We start from the raw sequence: 14,337 nt of genomic DNA, 5'->3' as shown, positions 1-14,337 counted from the left end.
CTTGGTTGGCGTTTCGGGGAAAGCCTGCCAACCAAGGTTGGCAGCTACCGGTTCTGCCGCGCCCTGGTCGTCCCCTGCCGTGGGTAGTGGCCAACCTTGGTTGGCGGCTATCGGCTACGGCATCCAGCCCAGCAACTGCTGCAACCGCTGGTGCGGGTCGTCCATCTGCAGCAGCTGCAGGCGCTGCTGCTCGCTCAGCGGCAGCAGTTCGGCCAGCCGCCAGCCAACCCAGCTGGCCTGGTCCAGCAACGCCGGATTGGCCGGCGCATAGGCCTCACCGGCCTGCTCGATGATGTGCCCCAGCACCGTGGCCAGCAGCGCATGCTGCGGCCGCAGCTCATCGTCGGGGTCTTCGTCGCACCAGCGCACGTCGGCCACCACCAGGCCGTTGTCGCGTACGCGGGTGCGCTCGACATGGAAGCGGCGGGTGCCTCGCAGACGCAACTGCAGCACGCCGTCGGCGCCGACATCGAAGTCTTCGATGCGTACCTGCACGCCATACGCTGCCGGTGTCGCCGGGGCTCCCACTTCCTGGCCGTCGAGGATCAGGCAGACACCGAAGCCCTCGCCACTGCGGCCGCTGTCGCGGACCAGATCCAGGTAACGCCGCTCGAACACGCGCAGGCCGACCGCTGCACCCGGCACCAGCGTGGTGTGCAGCGGAAACAGCGGCAGTGACGTGTCGCTGCTCATCGGGCCTGCAGCGCGGCGAGGAAGCGGCGCGGTGCGCCGTCGAAGCCCCCATTGGACATGAACACCACGTAGTCGCCGCTGCGCGCGCTGGCCTGCAGCTGCGCCAGCAACGCGTCGGTATCGGGCACCGCGTGCGCTTCGCCGCGCACTGCGGCGATCACCGCGGCCGCATCCCAGGCCAGTTCCGGGCGATGCAGGAACACCACCTCGTCAGCCAACGCCAGCGACGGGGCCAGCGCCTGCGCGTGCGCCCCCAGCCGCATCGAATTGCTGCGCGGCTCCATCGCGACCACGAGGCGCGCGTCACCCACCTTGGCACGCAGGCCTTCCAGCGTGGTGGCGATCGCGGTCGGGTGATGGGCGAAATCATCGTAGATGGTGATGCCGTCATGGCGGCCGATCACTTCCATGCGGCGCTTGACGCTGCGGAAGCGCGCCAGCGCAGGAATCACGTCGGCCGGCGCCACGCCCACCGCATGTGCGGCAGCCAGCGCAGCCAGGCCGTTGAGCACGTTGTGGCGGCCCAGCAACGACCAGTGCACGTCGCCCATTGCCTGCCCGCGGTGATGTACGCGGAAGGCGCTGCCATCGGCGGCCAGCAGCTCGGCATGCCATTCCAGCGACGGGTCGAAGCCGAAGCGCTCGACCGGGGTCCAGCAGCCCATCGCCAGCACTTCCGCCAGATGCGGGTCCTCGCCGTTGACGATCAGTCGGCCACGCGCCGGCACCGTGCGCACCAGGTGGTGGAACTGGCGCTGGATCGCGGCCACGTCCGGGAAGATGTCGGCGTGGTCGTATTCAAGGTTGTTGAGGATGGCCACCAGCGGCCGGTAGTGCACGAACTTGCTGCGCTTGTCGAAGAACGCGGTGTCGTACTCGTCGGCCTCGACCACGAACTCACGGCCCTGGCCCAGCCGGGCGGAGACGCCGAAATCCTCGGCGACGCCGCCGATCAGGAAACCGGGCGAACGACCGGCACTTTCCAGCAGCCAGGTGAGGATGGTGGTGGTGGTGGTCTTGCCATGGGTACCTGCCACGGCCAGGGTGTCGCGACCCGGCAGTACCTGTTCGGACAGCCATTGCGCTCCGGAAATGTAGCGCTGGTCGGCGTCGAGCACGGCCTCAACGGCGGCATTGCCGCGCGAGAGGGCGTTGCCGATCACCACGTCATCGGTGCCGGCCGGCACGCTGTCGGCGCGGTAACCCTGGTCCAGGGCGATGCCCAGCTGCTCGAGCTGGGTCGACATCGGCGGATAGATGGCCTGGTCGCTGCCGCTGACCGTATGGCCCAGCTCCCGCGCCAAGGCGGCCACGCCGCCCATGAAGGTGCCGGCGATTGCAAGGATATGTACGCTGCTCATGACCGAGGATTGTGACCGATGACGGCTGTATAGGGCCAATGTCCGCTCCCGGGTAAGACAAGTCCTACACGGGATGTGAGAAAACTCCAATCACCTGTCAGGGAATTCCCGATAGCGATGTTCTGTGAACCCGGACACAATTCGAACTGCCAGCCGCAGTACCCGAACCGGTCCTACTCCCCAAGAGGCCATCCCCAAGGGAGCTCATGCTGCGGGGCCCTGAGCAAGCCCTTCGCTGGCGCCTGTCAAACGACACAGGCCTGATCCTCACGGACCAGGCCTGTGTTTTTTTGCGCCCGAAGGGCCGGCAACAGACCGGCCCCGCCGGATCAGGCCTTGATCGCCGCCAGGATGCGGGCTTCGATCTCGTCCAGCTCACCGACGCCATCGACGCGGGCCAGGGTGCCACGGCCGGCGTAGAAGTCGACCACCGGGGCGGTCTGGTCGTTGTAGACCTGCAGGCGCTGGCGCACCGCTTCCGGCGTGTCGTCGGCGCGGCCCTGTTCCTTGGCACGACCGGCGATGCGCTCGACCAGCAGCTCGGTGGCCACGTCCAGCTGCACCACGGCATCCAGCGGCTGGCCGATCTTGGCCAGCAGGCCGTCCATCGCATTGGCCTGGGCCACATTGCGCGGATAACCATCAAGAATGAAGCCCTTGGCGACATCGGGCTGGGTCAGGCGCGACTCCAGCATGCCCAGCAGGATGTCATCCGACACCAGGTTGCCGGCATCCATCACCGTCTTGGCCTGCTTGCCCAGCTCCGTGCCCGCGGCGATTTCCGCGCGCAGCATGTCACCGGTCGAAATGTGGGCGATCCCCAGCTTTTCCTTCAGGCGCGTCGCCTGTGTCCCCTTGCCCGAACCGGGCGGTCCCAACAGAACCAATCGCATTGACCTGACTCCAACGTGTTGAAAACAAAGAAGGTTCGCGTCCCGGACGGACCGGTATCGCTGCACCGCAATAGCGCCACTTTACCGCATCCGGGTAATGTCCCTGCAATGTCCTTTCCCCCGAGCAGGTAGACGCATGCGCAACGGTACTCTCCTCTACGCCCAATCCGGTGGTGTCACCGCGGTCATCAACGCCACGGCGGCGGCGGTGATCGAGCAGGCCCGGGCCAAGGGCATCAAGGTCCTGGCCGCGCGCAACGGCATCCTCGGCGCGCTGCGCGAGGAACTGATCGACACCAGCAAGGAGAGCGCTGCGGCCATCCGCGCCCTCGCCCATACCCCGGGCGGCGCGTTCGGCTCCTGCCGGGTCAAGCTGAAATCGCTGAGCGCCGACCGCGCCCGCTACGACCGCCTGCTGGAGGTGCTGCGTGCCCATGACGTGCGCTGGTTCCTCTACAACGGCGGCAACGACTCGGCCGATACCGCGCTGAAGGTCTCGCAGCTGGCCAAGGCCTCCGGCTACGACCTGACCTGCATCGGCGTGCCCAAGACCATCGACAACGACCTGGCAGTGACCGACACCTGCCCCGGCTTCGGCTCGGCGGCCAAGTACACCGCGGTGTCGGTACGCGAGGCGGCGCTGGACGTGGCGGCGATGGCCGAAACCTCCACCCGCGTCTTCATCTACGAAGCGATGGGCCGCCACGCCGGCTGGCTGGCCGCGGCCGCTGGCCTTGCCGGCAACGGCGATGACGAAGCGCCGCACATCATCCTGCTGCCCGAACGCGCCTATGACGAGGCGGCGTTCCTGGCCAAGGTGAAAGCGGTGGTCGAGCGCGTCGGCTACTGCGTGGTGGTGGCGTCGGAGGGCATCGCCACCGCCGATGGCCGCTTCGTCGCTGACGCTGGCGGCGGCAAGGACTCGTTCGGCCACTCGCAGCTGGGCGGCGTGGCCGCGCACCTGGCCGGCCGGGTCAAGGACCAGCTGGGCCTGAAGGTGCACTGGGCGCTGCCCGACTACCTGCAGCGCTCGGCCCGGCACCTGGCCAGCAGGACCGACTGGGAGCAGGCGCAGGCGGTCGGCAAGGCCGCCGTGCAGCTGGCGCTGAAGGGCCAGAACGGCGTGATGCCGGTGATCGTGCGCAGCAGCGATGCGCCCTACCGCTGGAAGATCGAAGCGGCGCCACTGTCGAAGATCGCCAACCATGAAAAGAAGATGCCCGCCGGCTTCATCCGCCGCGACGGCTTCGGCATCACCGCCAGGGCGCGGGCCTACCTGTCGCCGCTGATCAAGGGCGAAGCGCCGCTGCCGTATGGCGCCGACGGCCTGCCGAAGTACGTCACCCTGAAGAACGTGGCGGTGAAGCAGAAGCTGCCGCCGTTCGAGGGCTGACCCGAAAAAGGGGACGGAGGGGATTAAGTCGCATACGCCCCTCTGTCATCTCCAACAGCGTCAGCAGTGGGTCGGATACGACTTAATCCCCTCCGTCCCCTTTTAATGGAGGAACACCATGGCACTGCGTGTTGTTCGACTCGGTACCCCGCGCGTGCCTGGCGAGGGCCTGCGCATCGGCACCGTGCGGCGGCCGCCGCGCGGCGTTCCGCGCAGCGAGTTCGCCCGACAGGACTGGTACGACGTCTGGTTCCCGACCCTGTCACCCAGCGCGGAACTGGTGAAGCGGGCGCATGAGGCGAAGACGGCCGCCGACTGGACCGCGTTCTTCCGCCACTACAAGGCCGAGATGAAAGCGCCCGATGCCGCCCATGCACTGGACCTGCTTGCCGCACTGTCGCAGCACAACGACATCAGCGTGGGGTGCTACTGCGAGGATGAGGCGCACTGCCATCGCAGGGCTTTGCGCGAGCTGCTGGTGGCGCGCGGGGCGACGCTGGCGGAGTGATGATTGCAGGGTTGCCGGCCAGCGGCCGGCACTACCCGTGGATGACCGCTTGGGTACACCGCCCAGGCAATTTCAGTTGCAGGCCTTGCCTTCCATCTGCAGCTGCGCGGCGAACATCGTCACCTGCGGAATCTGGCCGGCAGCGGCCTGCTTCTTCGCTTCCTCCAGATAGATGCGCGACTGGCCCTGACCGTCCAGCTCGACCTTGTTGGTCGACGGCAGGCGCCACACGCGCACCACCGCCTGCTGTGCGGGGCATGCTGCGCTGGGCACGCGGATCACATCATTGAGCTTCCAGCCCTTGTCGGCACTTGGCTGCGCCTTGGCGTAGTCGACGAAGCGCGCGCGCGGCTGGCATTGTTCGCTCGTGCGCACCGCAGAGAAGCGGTACGGCTCGGCCCCCTGCCCGGTGAAGGCGCCTTCCAGGCGCGCACAGGCCTCGGGAATCTGGCGCAGCGTATGCACCGCGCCCACCGCCTGCGGAGCGCCCACGGCGCGCTGCAGCTCCGGGGTTTCCGCGGCGAGTGCCGGTACGGCCGGGACCAGGGCGGCAAGCATCAACAGGGACAGGCGCATGGGAGATCTCCTACAGGACTGAGCGCAGGCTTGCAGAGCTTGGCTTAACGGGGTGCAAAGGCCTGTGACTCCCGTCCCCATGGCCCGGCGGCAGGGCCCGCGCGCATGGCGATGCCTTCCACCTTGAGGGCACCCACAGGATCAGGAGGCGCGGCTAGCAGAAGCCAGTCGAGCACGGCTCGACTCTACAAGTGGCGGCACGCATACTGCGGGCACCAGGGAATGCTGAACACCGCCATACGTCGGACGACCGCCAAGGTCGGTACGGGTTGGTTCCAGGCTGCAGCCCGTCGTCCCCCTCGTGGTGCCGTTCATCGCCACTGGATGCCTACATCCATTCTGCGGAGGGGTCTAATGCTGGAACGTCACGGGCTGTCACTGGCGCTGAGCTGCGCCATTCTCGCGATCCTGTTCGGAATCGTCTCGGCGCGCTGGATCCTGCGCCAACCCACCGGCAATGAACGCATGATCGCGATCGCCACGGCGATCCAGGAAGGTGCACGTGCCTATCTCAACCGCCAGTACCTGACCATCGGCGTGGCCGGTGTGGTGCTGTTCGTGCTGGTCGGTGTGTTCCTCAGCTGGTACACCGCGATCGGTTTCGCGGTCGGCGCGGTGCTGTCCGGTGCGGCCGGCTACATCGGCATGAACGTGTCGGTACGCGCCAACGTGCGCACTGCCGAAGCTGCACGCCAAGGCATCAGCGCCGCAATGGACGTCGCCTTCCGTGGCGGTGCGATCACCGGCATGCTGGTGGTCGGCCTGGGCCTGCTGGGCGTGGCCGGCTACTACGCGCTGCTGCTGCGCATGGGCCTGCCGATGGAACAGGCGCTGCACGCGCTGGTCGGCCTGGCCTTCGGCTCCTCGCTGATCTCGATCTTCGCGCGTCTGGGCGGCGGCATCTTCACCAAGGGCGCCGACGTCGGCGCCGACCTGGTCGGCAAGGTGGAAGCCGGCATTCCCGAGGACGACCCGCGCAACCCGGCGGTGATCGCGGACAACGTGGGTGACAATGTGGGCGACTGCGCCGGCATGGCCGCCGATCTGTTCGAAACCTACGCGGTGACCGTCATCGCAACGATGCTGCTGGGCAGCCTGATGCTGGCCGAGGCAGGCGCCAATGCTGTGCTGTATCCGCTGGTGCTGGGCGGCGTATCGATCATCGCCTCGATCATCGGCGCGCTGTTCGTGAAAGTGAAGCCTGGCGGCTCGATCATGGGCGCGCTGTACAAGGGCGTGATCGTCTCCGGCGTGCTGGCCGCGATCGCGTTCTACCCGATCACCACCGGGTTGATGAGTGACAACGTGCATGGGCCGATGGCGCTGTATGGCTGCGCGTTGATCGGGCTGGTGCTGACCGGCCTGATCGTGTGGATCACCGAGTACTACACCGGCACCCAGTACAAGCCGGTGCAGCACGTGGCGCAGGCCTCGACCACCGGGCATGGCACCAACATCATCGCCGGCCTTGGCATTTCGATGAAGTCCACCGCGTTGCCGGTGGTTGCAGTGTGTGCGGCAATCTGGGGCGCGTTCGCGCTTGGGGGCCTGTACGGCATCGCCATCGCCGCCACCGCGATGCTGTCGATGGCCGGCATGATCGTGGCCCTCGATGCCTATGGACCGATCACCGACAACGCCGGTGGCATCGCCGAAATGGCCGAGCTGCCCTCGGAGATCCGCGACATCACCGATCCACTGGATGCGGTTGGCAACACCACCAAGGCGGTGACCAAGGGCTACGCAATCGGTTCGGCCGCGCTGGCCGCATTGGTGCTGTTCGCCGACTACACGCACAACCTGCAGGCTGCACATCCCGGGCAGGAATTCCGCTTCGACCTCAGCGACCACACGGTGATCATCGGCCTGCTGATCGGCGGCCTGATTCCCTACCTGTTCGGTGCGATGGCGATGGAAGCGGTCGGCCGCGCGGCGGGTGCGGTGGTGGAGGAAGTACGTCGCCAGTTCCGCGAGATCCCCGGCATCATGCAGGGCACCGGCAAGCCGCAGTACGACAAGGCGGTGGACATGCTGACCCGCTCGGCGATCCGCGAAATGATCGTGCCCTCGCTGCTGCCGGTGGCGGTGCCGGTGGTGGTCGGCCTGCTGCTGGGGCCACGCGCACTGGGTGGCCTGCTGATCGGCACGATCGTGACCGGCCTGTTCGTGGCCATTTCGATGACCACCGGCGGTGGCGCCTGGGACAACGCCAAGAAGTACATCGAAGATGGCCACTTCGGCGGCAAGGGCAGCGAGGCGCACAAGGCTGCGGTGACCGGCGATACCGTCGGTGACCCGTACAAGGACACGGCCGGCCCGGCGATCAATCCGCTGATCAAGATCATCAACATCGTCGCGCTGCTGCTGGTGCCGCTGTTGTAGATCCACGCCATGCGTGGATGACGGCCTCGATGGGGTCAGAGCCCTTTCCCAGGAAAGGGATCCGACCCCACCGTCAATCACCGCCCGCGCAGGAAGAACGACACCGGCACCATCACGTCCACCGGGTCGCCGGCCACTTCGGCCGGCGGCGCCGGTACCGGGCTGGCGCGCTGCACGGTGTCCAGCGTCTCCTGGTCAAGCAGCGCGAAGCCACTGCTGCGGCCCAGCTTCAACCCCGAGACCGCGCCATCGCGGGCCACGGCAAAGCGCACGTAGACCACGCCCTGCTGGCGCAGCCGCTCGGCCTGGCGCGGATAGCGGCGATGCTTCTGCAGGTGCCCCAGCAAGCGACCTTCCCAACTTGCCTCGGCGCGACTGCGCTCACCCGCCGTGGTCTGCGGTGCGGTGTAGCGCGCGGCGGCGTCAGCGGCCACCTGTGGCGGTGCGCTGGTCTGCGCGACATTGGCGTCGGCGACATCCGGCGAGGGCGTCGGCTCTGGTGTACGCGGCGGTGGCAGGTCACCCTGCGGCTGCACCGGCGCCTTCGGTTGCTCGCGCAGGGCCGGCTTCGGCGCCTGCCGCTGCTGTTGCTGCTGCAGTGGACCGGTGGCGACCTCGCGCGGCGGCACCGGCGGTGCCTGCGCCATCGGTGCCAGTTCCAGCATCAGCGCGGCGGGCGGCGCCGTCGCAGCCAGTACCGGTGCGCGCGTCGCCCACCAGCAGGCCACGCCAATCAGCAGCGCATGCACCAGCAGCACGATCGCCAGGCTGGTCGCCCAGCGCCGCAATCCGCTCATCGCGCGCCCTGCTCAACGCCGACCAGCGCCACCTTCAGGTAACCGGCCGCACGCAGCGCATCCAGCGTGGCCATGAGTTCGCCGTAGGGCACACGGGTATCGGCACGCAGGAAGATGCGCTGCGCGGTGTCGCCGTGGGTGGCCGCCTGCAATGCAGCGGCCAGCCCGTCACGCGCCACCGCCTGCTCGCCCACGCGCAGCGACAGATCGGCCTGCACGGTCACATACACCGGCGCCTGTTCGGGCGGCGTGGCACTGGCGCTGCTGGCCGGCAGCTGCACCGGCACTGATACGGTGGCCAGCGGTGCGGCTACCATGAAGATGATCAGCAGCACCAGCATCACGTCGATGAAGGGCGTGACGTTGATCTCGTGTGCTTCTTCCGGTGCGTCGTCGCGGTCGGACGCGGTCCTGATCGCCATCGTCGCGCCTCAGTGCACCGCGCGCAGCGGTGCCGCTGCGGTACGCGGCACGGCACGATCAAGATCGCGCGAGACCAGCTGCTGCACGGCCGCCGACAGATCGCCGAGCAGGCCCCGCAGGCCGGCCAGCACGCGGCTGAAATGGTTGTAGACCAGTACCGCGGGAATCGCCGCGACCAGGCCGAGTGCGGTCGCCAGCAGGGCCTCGGCGATGCCGGGCGCAACCACCGCCAGGTTGGTGGTGTTGCTGTGTGCGATGCCGATGAAACTGTTCATGATGCCCCACACCGTGCCGAACAGGCCGACGAAGGGCGCCACCGCACCGATGCTGGCGAGCACACCAATGCCGCGCCGCTGCACGCGCGCGGTCTCCAGCTCGATGCGGTCCAGGCGCGAGGCGATGCGCTCCTTGATGCCGTCGCGACTATCCAGATCCTGCGACAGACGCAGTTCGGTGCGTGCTGCGTCCAGCATCGCCAGCGCGGTGCCCTGCTGCAGACTTGCCTCTTCGCTCTGCGGCGGCAGCTGTGCGGACTGCAGCAACAGCGCGCGCGCCGCACGCAGCTGCCGGGCCTGGCGCGTCAGTTCCCAACCCTTGGCCAGCAGTATGGTCCAGGTGGCCAGCGACGCCAGTGCCAGCGCGATCATCACGGCCTTCACCACCACGTCGGCGGCCAGGTACATGCCCCACGGGGTCAATGCGGGGGCGGCCACGGGGGCCAGGTCAGCAGGCAGCATCGTCTCGGTTTCCATCAGCATCAGGGGTCGCTGCGCGACGACGGGCCGCGCGCGGATCATTGGCGTCGTCCACTTCCACGACAGGATGGGGCTCCAGCCGCGGTGCCGGTCGGCTCAGTACGTAGCCGGCGCTGACCGCAAAGAACAGGCCCACGCCCAACAGCAGGCGCCAGGACGGGTGCGCGCCCCAGCAGAACAGGGCAAAGCCCAGCGCCATGCCGGCACTGGCAAACGCCTTGCCCTTGCGCGATACCGCGCCCTGCTCGCGCCACAACCGCAGCGACGGGCCGTAGCGCGGATGCGCCAGCAGGCGCTGCTCGAACTTCGGCGAGCTGCGCGCGAAGCAGCCCACGGCCAGGATCAGGAAGATGGTGGTCGGCATCACCGGCAGCAACGCGCCGATCACCCCGAGCCCGACCATCAGCCAGCCCAGCGCGAACCAGAGCCAGCGCATCAGCGCTGCACCTGTGGGCGCGCGCCGTGCATCAGGCGAATTCCACTTCGACGTGGCCGTGCACGCTGCGGAACGCGGCGTCGGCCGCATCGATCACCTGCTGCTCCTGCTCGACACTCAGCGGTACCGCGTCCAGCGCCGCGGTGAACTCACGCCAGTGGCGCGCCGCGCCATCCGGATGCGCGGCCAGGTGGCGGGCGCCAAAATCACGGTCCAGGCCGAGCTTGGCAGCCATCTTGTACAGAATGGTGCCGCCCAGGTTGGAGCCTTCAGCCACGTACAGCCACCCCAACGCGGCGGGCAGTTCCAGATCGGACGGCAACGCCGCGATGTCAGCCCCCGGCAGGGTCTGCTCCAGGTCCTGCAGGTCGCGCGCGACCTGGGTCAGGCGGCGGCGCTCGCCCAGGTCCGGCAGCAGTGCGTCCAGCGCAGGGTTGGCATACAGCGCATCGATGCTGCGGTGGAAGCGATACTGCACGCGCAGGAAACGGGCGAAATTGCTGCGGTCGGCGAAGATGTCGCCGGCCATGATGCGCTTGTCCAGGGCACCGTGGCTGTCGCGGGTGGCGGCCTTGAGCCGCAGGCTGCGGCCTTCTTCAGGGGCGATGTGTGCGTTCATGGGGGAATGCCAAGGGGGTCGTCGTGCTGTAGACGTCTGCCACGGGGCTTTCCCCAAGGCCGTCTACACCGATAATGGGCCATCCCCTTGTCCATCCGGAACCGACGATGATCACCACCGAACCGCGCATGACCAACCTGTTCCTGCAGCTGGGCCTGGATGCCAGCGCCGAGGGCATCGCCCGCTTCATCCGCGAACACCAGCTGGCCACCGATGTCGAAGTGGTCGAAGCACCGTACTGGAACGATGCCCAGCGCCAGTTCCTGTCCGAATCACTGCAGGCCGATGCGGCATGGACCACGGTGGTGGATGAGCTGAACGAGTCGCTGCACGAAGATGCGGTAAAGGCTTCAAGCGGGCTGTAAATAGACGCCGGGCATGGCCCGGCGCTGTCGATTGCACGGCAGAAGCGGTGCGGACCAGGGTCCGCAACCACCGAGGGCGGTTGGGGCTCGCTGGAGTCGGAGCCCTTTCCGCAGGAAAGGGATCCGGCCCCACCGCTCATCCGCGACCGATCAGTACTTCCAGGTCAACGCAAGTCGCGCGGTGCGGCCCGGGGCCGGCATCACGCCCAGGGCCAGCGGGTCCAGGTAGTAGCGGTCGGTCAGGTTGTCCACGCCGGCTTCCACCGACAGCTGGTCGTTGAAGCTCCAGCTGGCGAACAGGTCCACCAGCGTGGTCGGCCGGTACAGCTGCTGGATCGCCGACAGGCCCACGTTCCAGTCCTTGTCCAGCTTGCTGATCGGGCCGGCGTTGTGGACCACGCGGGTGCCGAAGGTCAGGCGCTCGTCGAACAGGCGCGAGCCCAGGGTCAGGTTGACCATGTAGCGCGGTGGGTTCTGGGTATTGGTGTACGAGCCCTCGAAGCCGCCGTCCACGCAGTCGGGCGTGTTGGCCAGCTCGCCGTTCCTGCGCTGCGCCCCATAGGCACGGCGCTCGGCGGCGATGTCCGGCGCGCAGGTCTTGGCCTTGAAGTAGTAGTGCGCGGACAGATCGGCAAATACCTTGCCGCTGTCATAGCTGGACTGGAACTCCATGCCCGAGACCTTGAACTGGTCGACGTTGCGGATCAGGCCCGCCGACAGCGTGCGGTAGTCTCGGGTGATCAGGTCGTCGATGCGGGTATCGAAGTACGCCAGCTTCAGCGCCAGGCGATCGCCGGCAGTGAACAGGTCGTAGCGGATGGTGCTGGCGCCGATTTCCCAGCTGCGCGCACGCTCCGGCTTCAACTCGCCCACCGGCTTGGCAGCGGTGAACAGGCCCAGCGTGGTCTCGAACAGGCTCGGCAGTTTGGTGCCTTCGGCGTACTTCACGTAGACCATGGTGTCTTCGCTGAAGCGGTAGGCCACGCTGGCGGTCGGCGAGAACGCGGTGTCACGACGGCGGATCGGCTGCGACCAGGTCCAGCTGACCGGCACTTCCAGGTCCTGCGCCTTGCCGGCGTCGTAGAAGTTCCAGCCACCGATGTCGCCCACCGTGCCCTTCTTGTACGGTGAGGCCAGCAGCGATTCCTGGGTGAAGTTGCCGTTGGCATCCGGATACCAGTTCAGCAGCGCGATGCGCTTGGCCCGCCACGACGGCAGCGCCGGGTTGCCATTGAGCAGTTCGGTGTAGCGGTACTGGCCCTGCACCTCATAGGCATCGGGCGTGGCCAGGCGGTTGCGGTCATGCACATCCACGCGGTTCCAGCGGCCGCCGGCCAGCAGTTCCCAATGCTCATCGGGCTGCCACTTCAGCGAGGCCACGGCACTGTATTCCTTGCGCTTGGCGTTGCGCAGGAAACGGTTGTTGACCAGATCGTCGTGCATGACCGGCCCCGAACTGCCCGGCGCGATGTCTTCGTCGCTGTAGGACAGGCCGTAGTCCAGCGTGAACGCGCCAGCACGTGTGTCGAACTTCGAGGTGTTGCTGGCATCCAGTCCGAAGCGCTTCTGTCGCAGCGGATTGCGGTAGGCATCCTTGTAGCCGGGGTCGCCACTGAAGCTGGGCGCGTCGTACCACTCGGTGCGGCGATCGAAGTACCAGGGGGTGATGCCGGTCAGGCTGTTGTAGATCACGCTGTCGGTGTCGGTGTACGCGGCGTTGACGCGCAGGTCGATCAGCTCGCTGTCCGGATTGAAGCGATAGCGCAGCGTGTAGCTGTCCATGTCGACGTGGCCCGGATCCCATTGCGGGATGCGGTCCCGTTCGACGCGGATGATCTGCGAGGCCATGATCTCGCCGGCGGTGCCTTCATAGCGGCGGTAGCCGGCCTCCAGCGTCTGCGCGTCGTCGATGCGCCAGGTGCCCTTGAGCAGCGCCGACTTCGAGCGGGCCGAGGTATTGAATACCTCGGTACGCGGCGGGTTCAGCGGTGCCAGCGTGCGCCGGGTCTGCGGGAAGTCGTCGTAACCGTGCTTGCCGGAGAAATAGTTGCCATTGTCGCGGTAGGCATAGGCGGCGACCAGATCGAAGCGGTCCCAGTGACCGGCTGCGGCCACGTTGAAGAACTGGCTGCCGGTGGCGCTGCGGTCGGAACGCGGCGCGGCGCTGTAGGACGGCAGGTTGTTGGCGCTGGCGTTGGCCAGGCCGCCACGCACGCGCACACCGAAGTCGCGCCCTTCGCGCAGCACGTCGCCGATCTTCAGCGTCTCCATCTCGACCACGCCGCCGATGCCACCGGAGGCGTTGGCCTGCAGGCTTGGGCCCTTGGTGATGGTCAGGCTGGAGATCAGGTCCGGGTCGAGGTAGGTACGCTGCGATTGACCGGCGTAGCCGCGGTAGGTATCCATGCTGGACTGGCCACCGTCGATGATCACCGGCACGCGGCCCTGGCCCTGGATGCCGCGGATGTTGACGTCGAAACCATTGCCGACGCGTGGGTCACCGGCAGTGACGCCGGCCACGCCCTTGACGATGTCGCCGTTGGACGTACCGCGGAAACGCTCCAGGTGCGTGCGGTTGAGCGTGGTGGTGGAACCGACGCTGCGATAGCTGTCGAGCAGGCGCGCCTCGTCGCTGGCCGCGCCACTGTCAACGCGGTCGCCGGCCACGCTCAGCGTGTCGGTAACAATTACTCCGCTGTCGGCCTGCGCCGGCGTCGCCGCTTCCAGCGTGACTGCATCTGCGCTGACCCGGCGCACCGCCAGGCCACTGCCCTGCAGCAGCTGCTGCAGCGCCTCGTTGGCCGGCAGGCTGCCATTGACCGCACGCGAGCTCACCCCGTGGGCCAGGGTGGCCGGATACACGACCTGCACGCCGGACTGGCGCATGTAGCTGCGCAGCGCCTCGTCCAGGGGCTGCGCCGGAATGTCGAAGCGCTGTACGGCGGCGTGATCGCCACGGGCGTTCTGTGCCAGCACGGATGGCGTGGCACTGGCCAGGCCGGCAGCCAGCAACGCAATGCACAGGCGGGACGGGCGCAGCGCGCGGCCCGGGCGGTGGGAGTCGAACATGGGGAACCTGTCAGGTAATCGGTGCCGCAGGCGCGGCGTCATCCGCAACACAGGCGGACACGGCGAC

Annotated in this window: 14 protein-coding genes; 4 read left to right on the top strand and 10 right to left on the bottom strand. The window is 67.6% G+C overall.

The features are described 5' to 3' along the window. Window positions 1-114 precede the first annotated feature (114 nt). The 3 genes from JLDANKMP_RS16970 to JLDANKMP_RS16960 form a co-directional block, all read right to left on the bottom strand. Entirely contained in the window at window positions 115-693 is a 579-nt protein-coding gene (locus JLDANKMP_RS16970) for an LON peptidase substrate-binding domain-containing protein (protein ID WP_012481182.1), read from the bottom strand. Next, window positions 690-2,054 (bottom strand): UDP-N-acetylmuramate:L-alanyl-gamma-D-glutamyl-meso-diaminopimelate ligase, encoded by a 1,365-nt coding sequence (gene mpl / locus JLDANKMP_RS16965; protein WP_212561704.1) that lies wholly within the window; start codon window positions 2,052-2,054, stop codon window positions 690-692. Before mpl ends, JLDANKMP_RS16970 begins: the two co-directional genes overlap by 4 nt. 329 nt (window positions 2,055-2,383) lie before the next feature. Then, a complete protein-coding gene (locus JLDANKMP_RS16960) occupies window positions 2,384-2,947 on the bottom strand; it encodes an adenylate kinase (RefSeq protein WP_005410920.1) in 564 nt (187 codons plus the stop codon). 136 nt (window positions 2,948-3,083) lie between these two features. Here JLDANKMP_RS16960 and JLDANKMP_RS16955 point away from each other — a divergent pair, with 136 nt between their 5' ends. Both JLDANKMP_RS16955 and JLDANKMP_RS16950 read left to right on the top strand, forming a co-directional pair. Then, window positions 3,084-4,340, top strand: coding sequence for a 6-phosphofructokinase (locus JLDANKMP_RS16955; RefSeq protein ID WP_212561703.1), 1,257 nt, complete (start codon window positions 3,084-3,086; stop codon window positions 4,338-4,340). A 118-nt stretch (window positions 4,341-4,458) separates the two neighbouring features. Further along, window positions 4,459-4,848 carry a DUF488 family protein gene (locus JLDANKMP_RS16950; protein WP_005410922.1) on the top strand — a complete coding sequence of 130 codons (390 nt, stop codon included), beginning with the start codon at window positions 4,459-4,461 and terminating at the stop codon, window positions 4,846-4,848. A gap of 72 nt (window positions 4,849-4,920) precedes the next feature. Here JLDANKMP_RS16950 and JLDANKMP_RS16945 read toward each other — a convergent pair whose 3' ends face one another. Next, entirely contained in the window at window positions 4,921-5,424 is a 504-nt protein-coding gene (locus JLDANKMP_RS16945; RefSeq protein ID WP_212561702.1) for a hypothetical protein, read from the bottom strand. Window positions 5,425-5,778: 354 nt separating this feature from the next. Between JLDANKMP_RS16945 and JLDANKMP_RS16940 the strand changes: the two genes are divergently transcribed. Then, a complete protein-coding gene (locus JLDANKMP_RS16940; RefSeq protein ID WP_212561701.1) occupies window positions 5,779-7,806 on the top strand; it encodes a sodium-translocating pyrophosphatase in 2,028 nt (675 codons plus the stop codon). Between the two features lie 77 nt (window positions 7,807-7,883). On the opposite strand, the gene JLDANKMP_RS16935 is transcribed toward JLDANKMP_RS16940, so the two are convergent. Genes JLDANKMP_RS16935 through JLDANKMP_RS16915 form a run of 5 tightly spaced genes read right to left on the bottom strand, consistent with a single transcriptional unit; the run spans window position 7,884 to window position 10,836 of the window. Further along, a complete protein-coding gene (locus JLDANKMP_RS16935) occupies window positions 7,884-8,603 on the bottom strand; it encodes an energy transducer TonB (protein WP_212561700.1) in 720 nt (239 codons plus the stop codon). Next, window positions 8,600-9,025, bottom strand: coding sequence for a TonB system transport protein ExbD (gene exbD / locus JLDANKMP_RS16930; RefSeq protein WP_024957123.1), 426 nt, complete (start codon window positions 9,023-9,025; stop codon window positions 8,600-8,602). Before exbD ends, JLDANKMP_RS16935 begins: the two co-directional genes overlap by 4 nt. Window positions 9,026-9,034: 9 nt before the next feature. Beyond that, window positions 9,035-9,763, bottom strand: coding sequence for a tonB-system energizer ExbB (gene exbB, locus JLDANKMP_RS16925; RefSeq protein WP_088436999.1), 729 nt, complete (start codon window positions 9,761-9,763; stop codon window positions 9,035-9,037). Further along, entirely contained in the window at window positions 9,750-10,217 is a 468-nt protein-coding gene (locus tag JLDANKMP_RS16920; RefSeq protein ID WP_005410928.1) for a YbaN family protein, read from the bottom strand. Before JLDANKMP_RS16920 ends, exbB begins: the two co-directional genes overlap by 14 nt. Window positions 10,218-10,248: 31 nt before the next feature. Further along, window positions 10,249-10,836, bottom strand: a complete 588-nt coding sequence (locus JLDANKMP_RS16915; RefSeq protein WP_099484124.1) for a biliverdin-producing heme oxygenase — start codon at window positions 10,834-10,836, stop codon at window positions 10,249-10,251. A 107-nt stretch (window positions 10,837-10,943) separates the two neighbouring features. Between JLDANKMP_RS16915 and JLDANKMP_RS16910 the strand changes: the two genes are divergently transcribed. Then, window positions 10,944-11,201, top strand: coding sequence for a DUF2789 domain-containing protein (locus tag JLDANKMP_RS16910; RefSeq protein WP_005410930.1), 258 nt, complete (start codon window positions 10,944-10,946; stop codon window positions 11,199-11,201). Window positions 11,202-11,351: 150 nt separating this feature from the next. On the opposite strand, the gene JLDANKMP_RS16905 is transcribed toward JLDANKMP_RS16910, so the two are convergent. Further along, complete coding sequence (locus JLDANKMP_RS16905) at window positions 11,352-14,270, bottom strand: TonB-dependent receptor (RefSeq protein WP_212561699.1); 2,919 nt, start codon at window positions 14,268-14,270, stop codon at window positions 11,352-11,354. Window positions 14,271-14,337: the final 67 nt, after the last annotated feature.

This window comes from Stenotrophomonas sp. PE591, assembly GCF_018320795.1.
GTDB lineage: Bacteria > Pseudomonadota > Gammaproteobacteria > Xanthomonadales > Xanthomonadaceae > Stenotrophomonas > Stenotrophomonas maltophilia.
The sequence above is the reverse complement of the archived record's forward strand: the minus strand, read 5'-3'. Positions and strand labels throughout refer to the sequence as shown.

Excerpts from the sequence above, each read along its gene's own strand:
- JLDANKMP_RS16970 (WP_012481182.1), bottom strand. The coding sequence starts at position 693 with ATGAGCAGCGACACGTCACTGCCGCTGTTTCCGCTGCACACCACGCTG.
- mpl (WP_212561704.1), bottom strand. The coding sequence starts at position 2,054 with ATGAGCAGCGTACATATCCTTGCAATCGCCGGCACCTTCATGGGCGGC.
- JLDANKMP_RS16960 (WP_005410920.1), bottom strand. The coding sequence starts at position 2,947 with ATGCGATTGGTTCTGTTGGGACCGCCCGGTTCGGGCAAGGGGACACAG.
- JLDANKMP_RS16955 (WP_212561703.1), top strand. The coding sequence starts at position 3,084 with ATGCGCAACGGTACTCTCCTCTACGCCCAATCCGGTGGTGTCACCGCG.
- JLDANKMP_RS16950 (WP_005410922.1), top strand. The coding sequence starts at position 4,459 with ATGGCACTGCGTGTTGTTCGACTCGGTACCCCGCGCGTGCCTGGCGAG.
- JLDANKMP_RS16945 (WP_212561702.1), bottom strand. The coding sequence starts at position 5,424 with ATGCGCCTGTCCCTGTTGATGCTTGCCGCCCTGGTCCCGGCCGTACCG.
- JLDANKMP_RS16940 (WP_212561701.1), top strand. The coding sequence starts at position 5,779 with ATGCTGGAACGTCACGGGCTGTCACTGGCGCTGAGCTGCGCCATTCTC.
- JLDANKMP_RS16935 (WP_212561700.1), bottom strand. The coding sequence starts at position 8,603 with ATGAGCGGATTGCGGCGCTGGGCGACCAGCCTGGCGATCGTGCTGCTG.
- exbD (WP_024957123.1), bottom strand. The coding sequence starts at position 9,025 with ATGGCGATCAGGACCGCGTCCGACCGCGACGACGCACCGGAAGAAGCA.
- exbB (WP_088436999.1), bottom strand. The coding sequence starts at position 9,763 with ATGCTGCCTGCTGACCTGGCCCCCGTGGCCGCCCCCGCATTGACCCCG.
- JLDANKMP_RS16920 (WP_005410928.1), bottom strand. The coding sequence starts at position 10,217 with ATGCGCTGGCTCTGGTTCGCGCTGGGCTGGCTGATGGTCGGGCTCGGG.
- JLDANKMP_RS16915 (WP_099484124.1), bottom strand. The coding sequence starts at position 10,836 with ATGAACGCACACATCGCCCCTGAAGAAGGCCGCAGCCTGCGGCTCAAG.
- JLDANKMP_RS16910 (WP_005410930.1), top strand. The coding sequence starts at position 10,944 with ATGATCACCACCGAACCGCGCATGACCAACCTGTTCCTGCAGCTGGGC.
- JLDANKMP_RS16905 (WP_212561699.1), bottom strand. The coding sequence starts at position 14,270 with ATGTTCGACTCCCACCGCCCGGGCCGCGCGCTGCGCCCGTCCCGCCTG.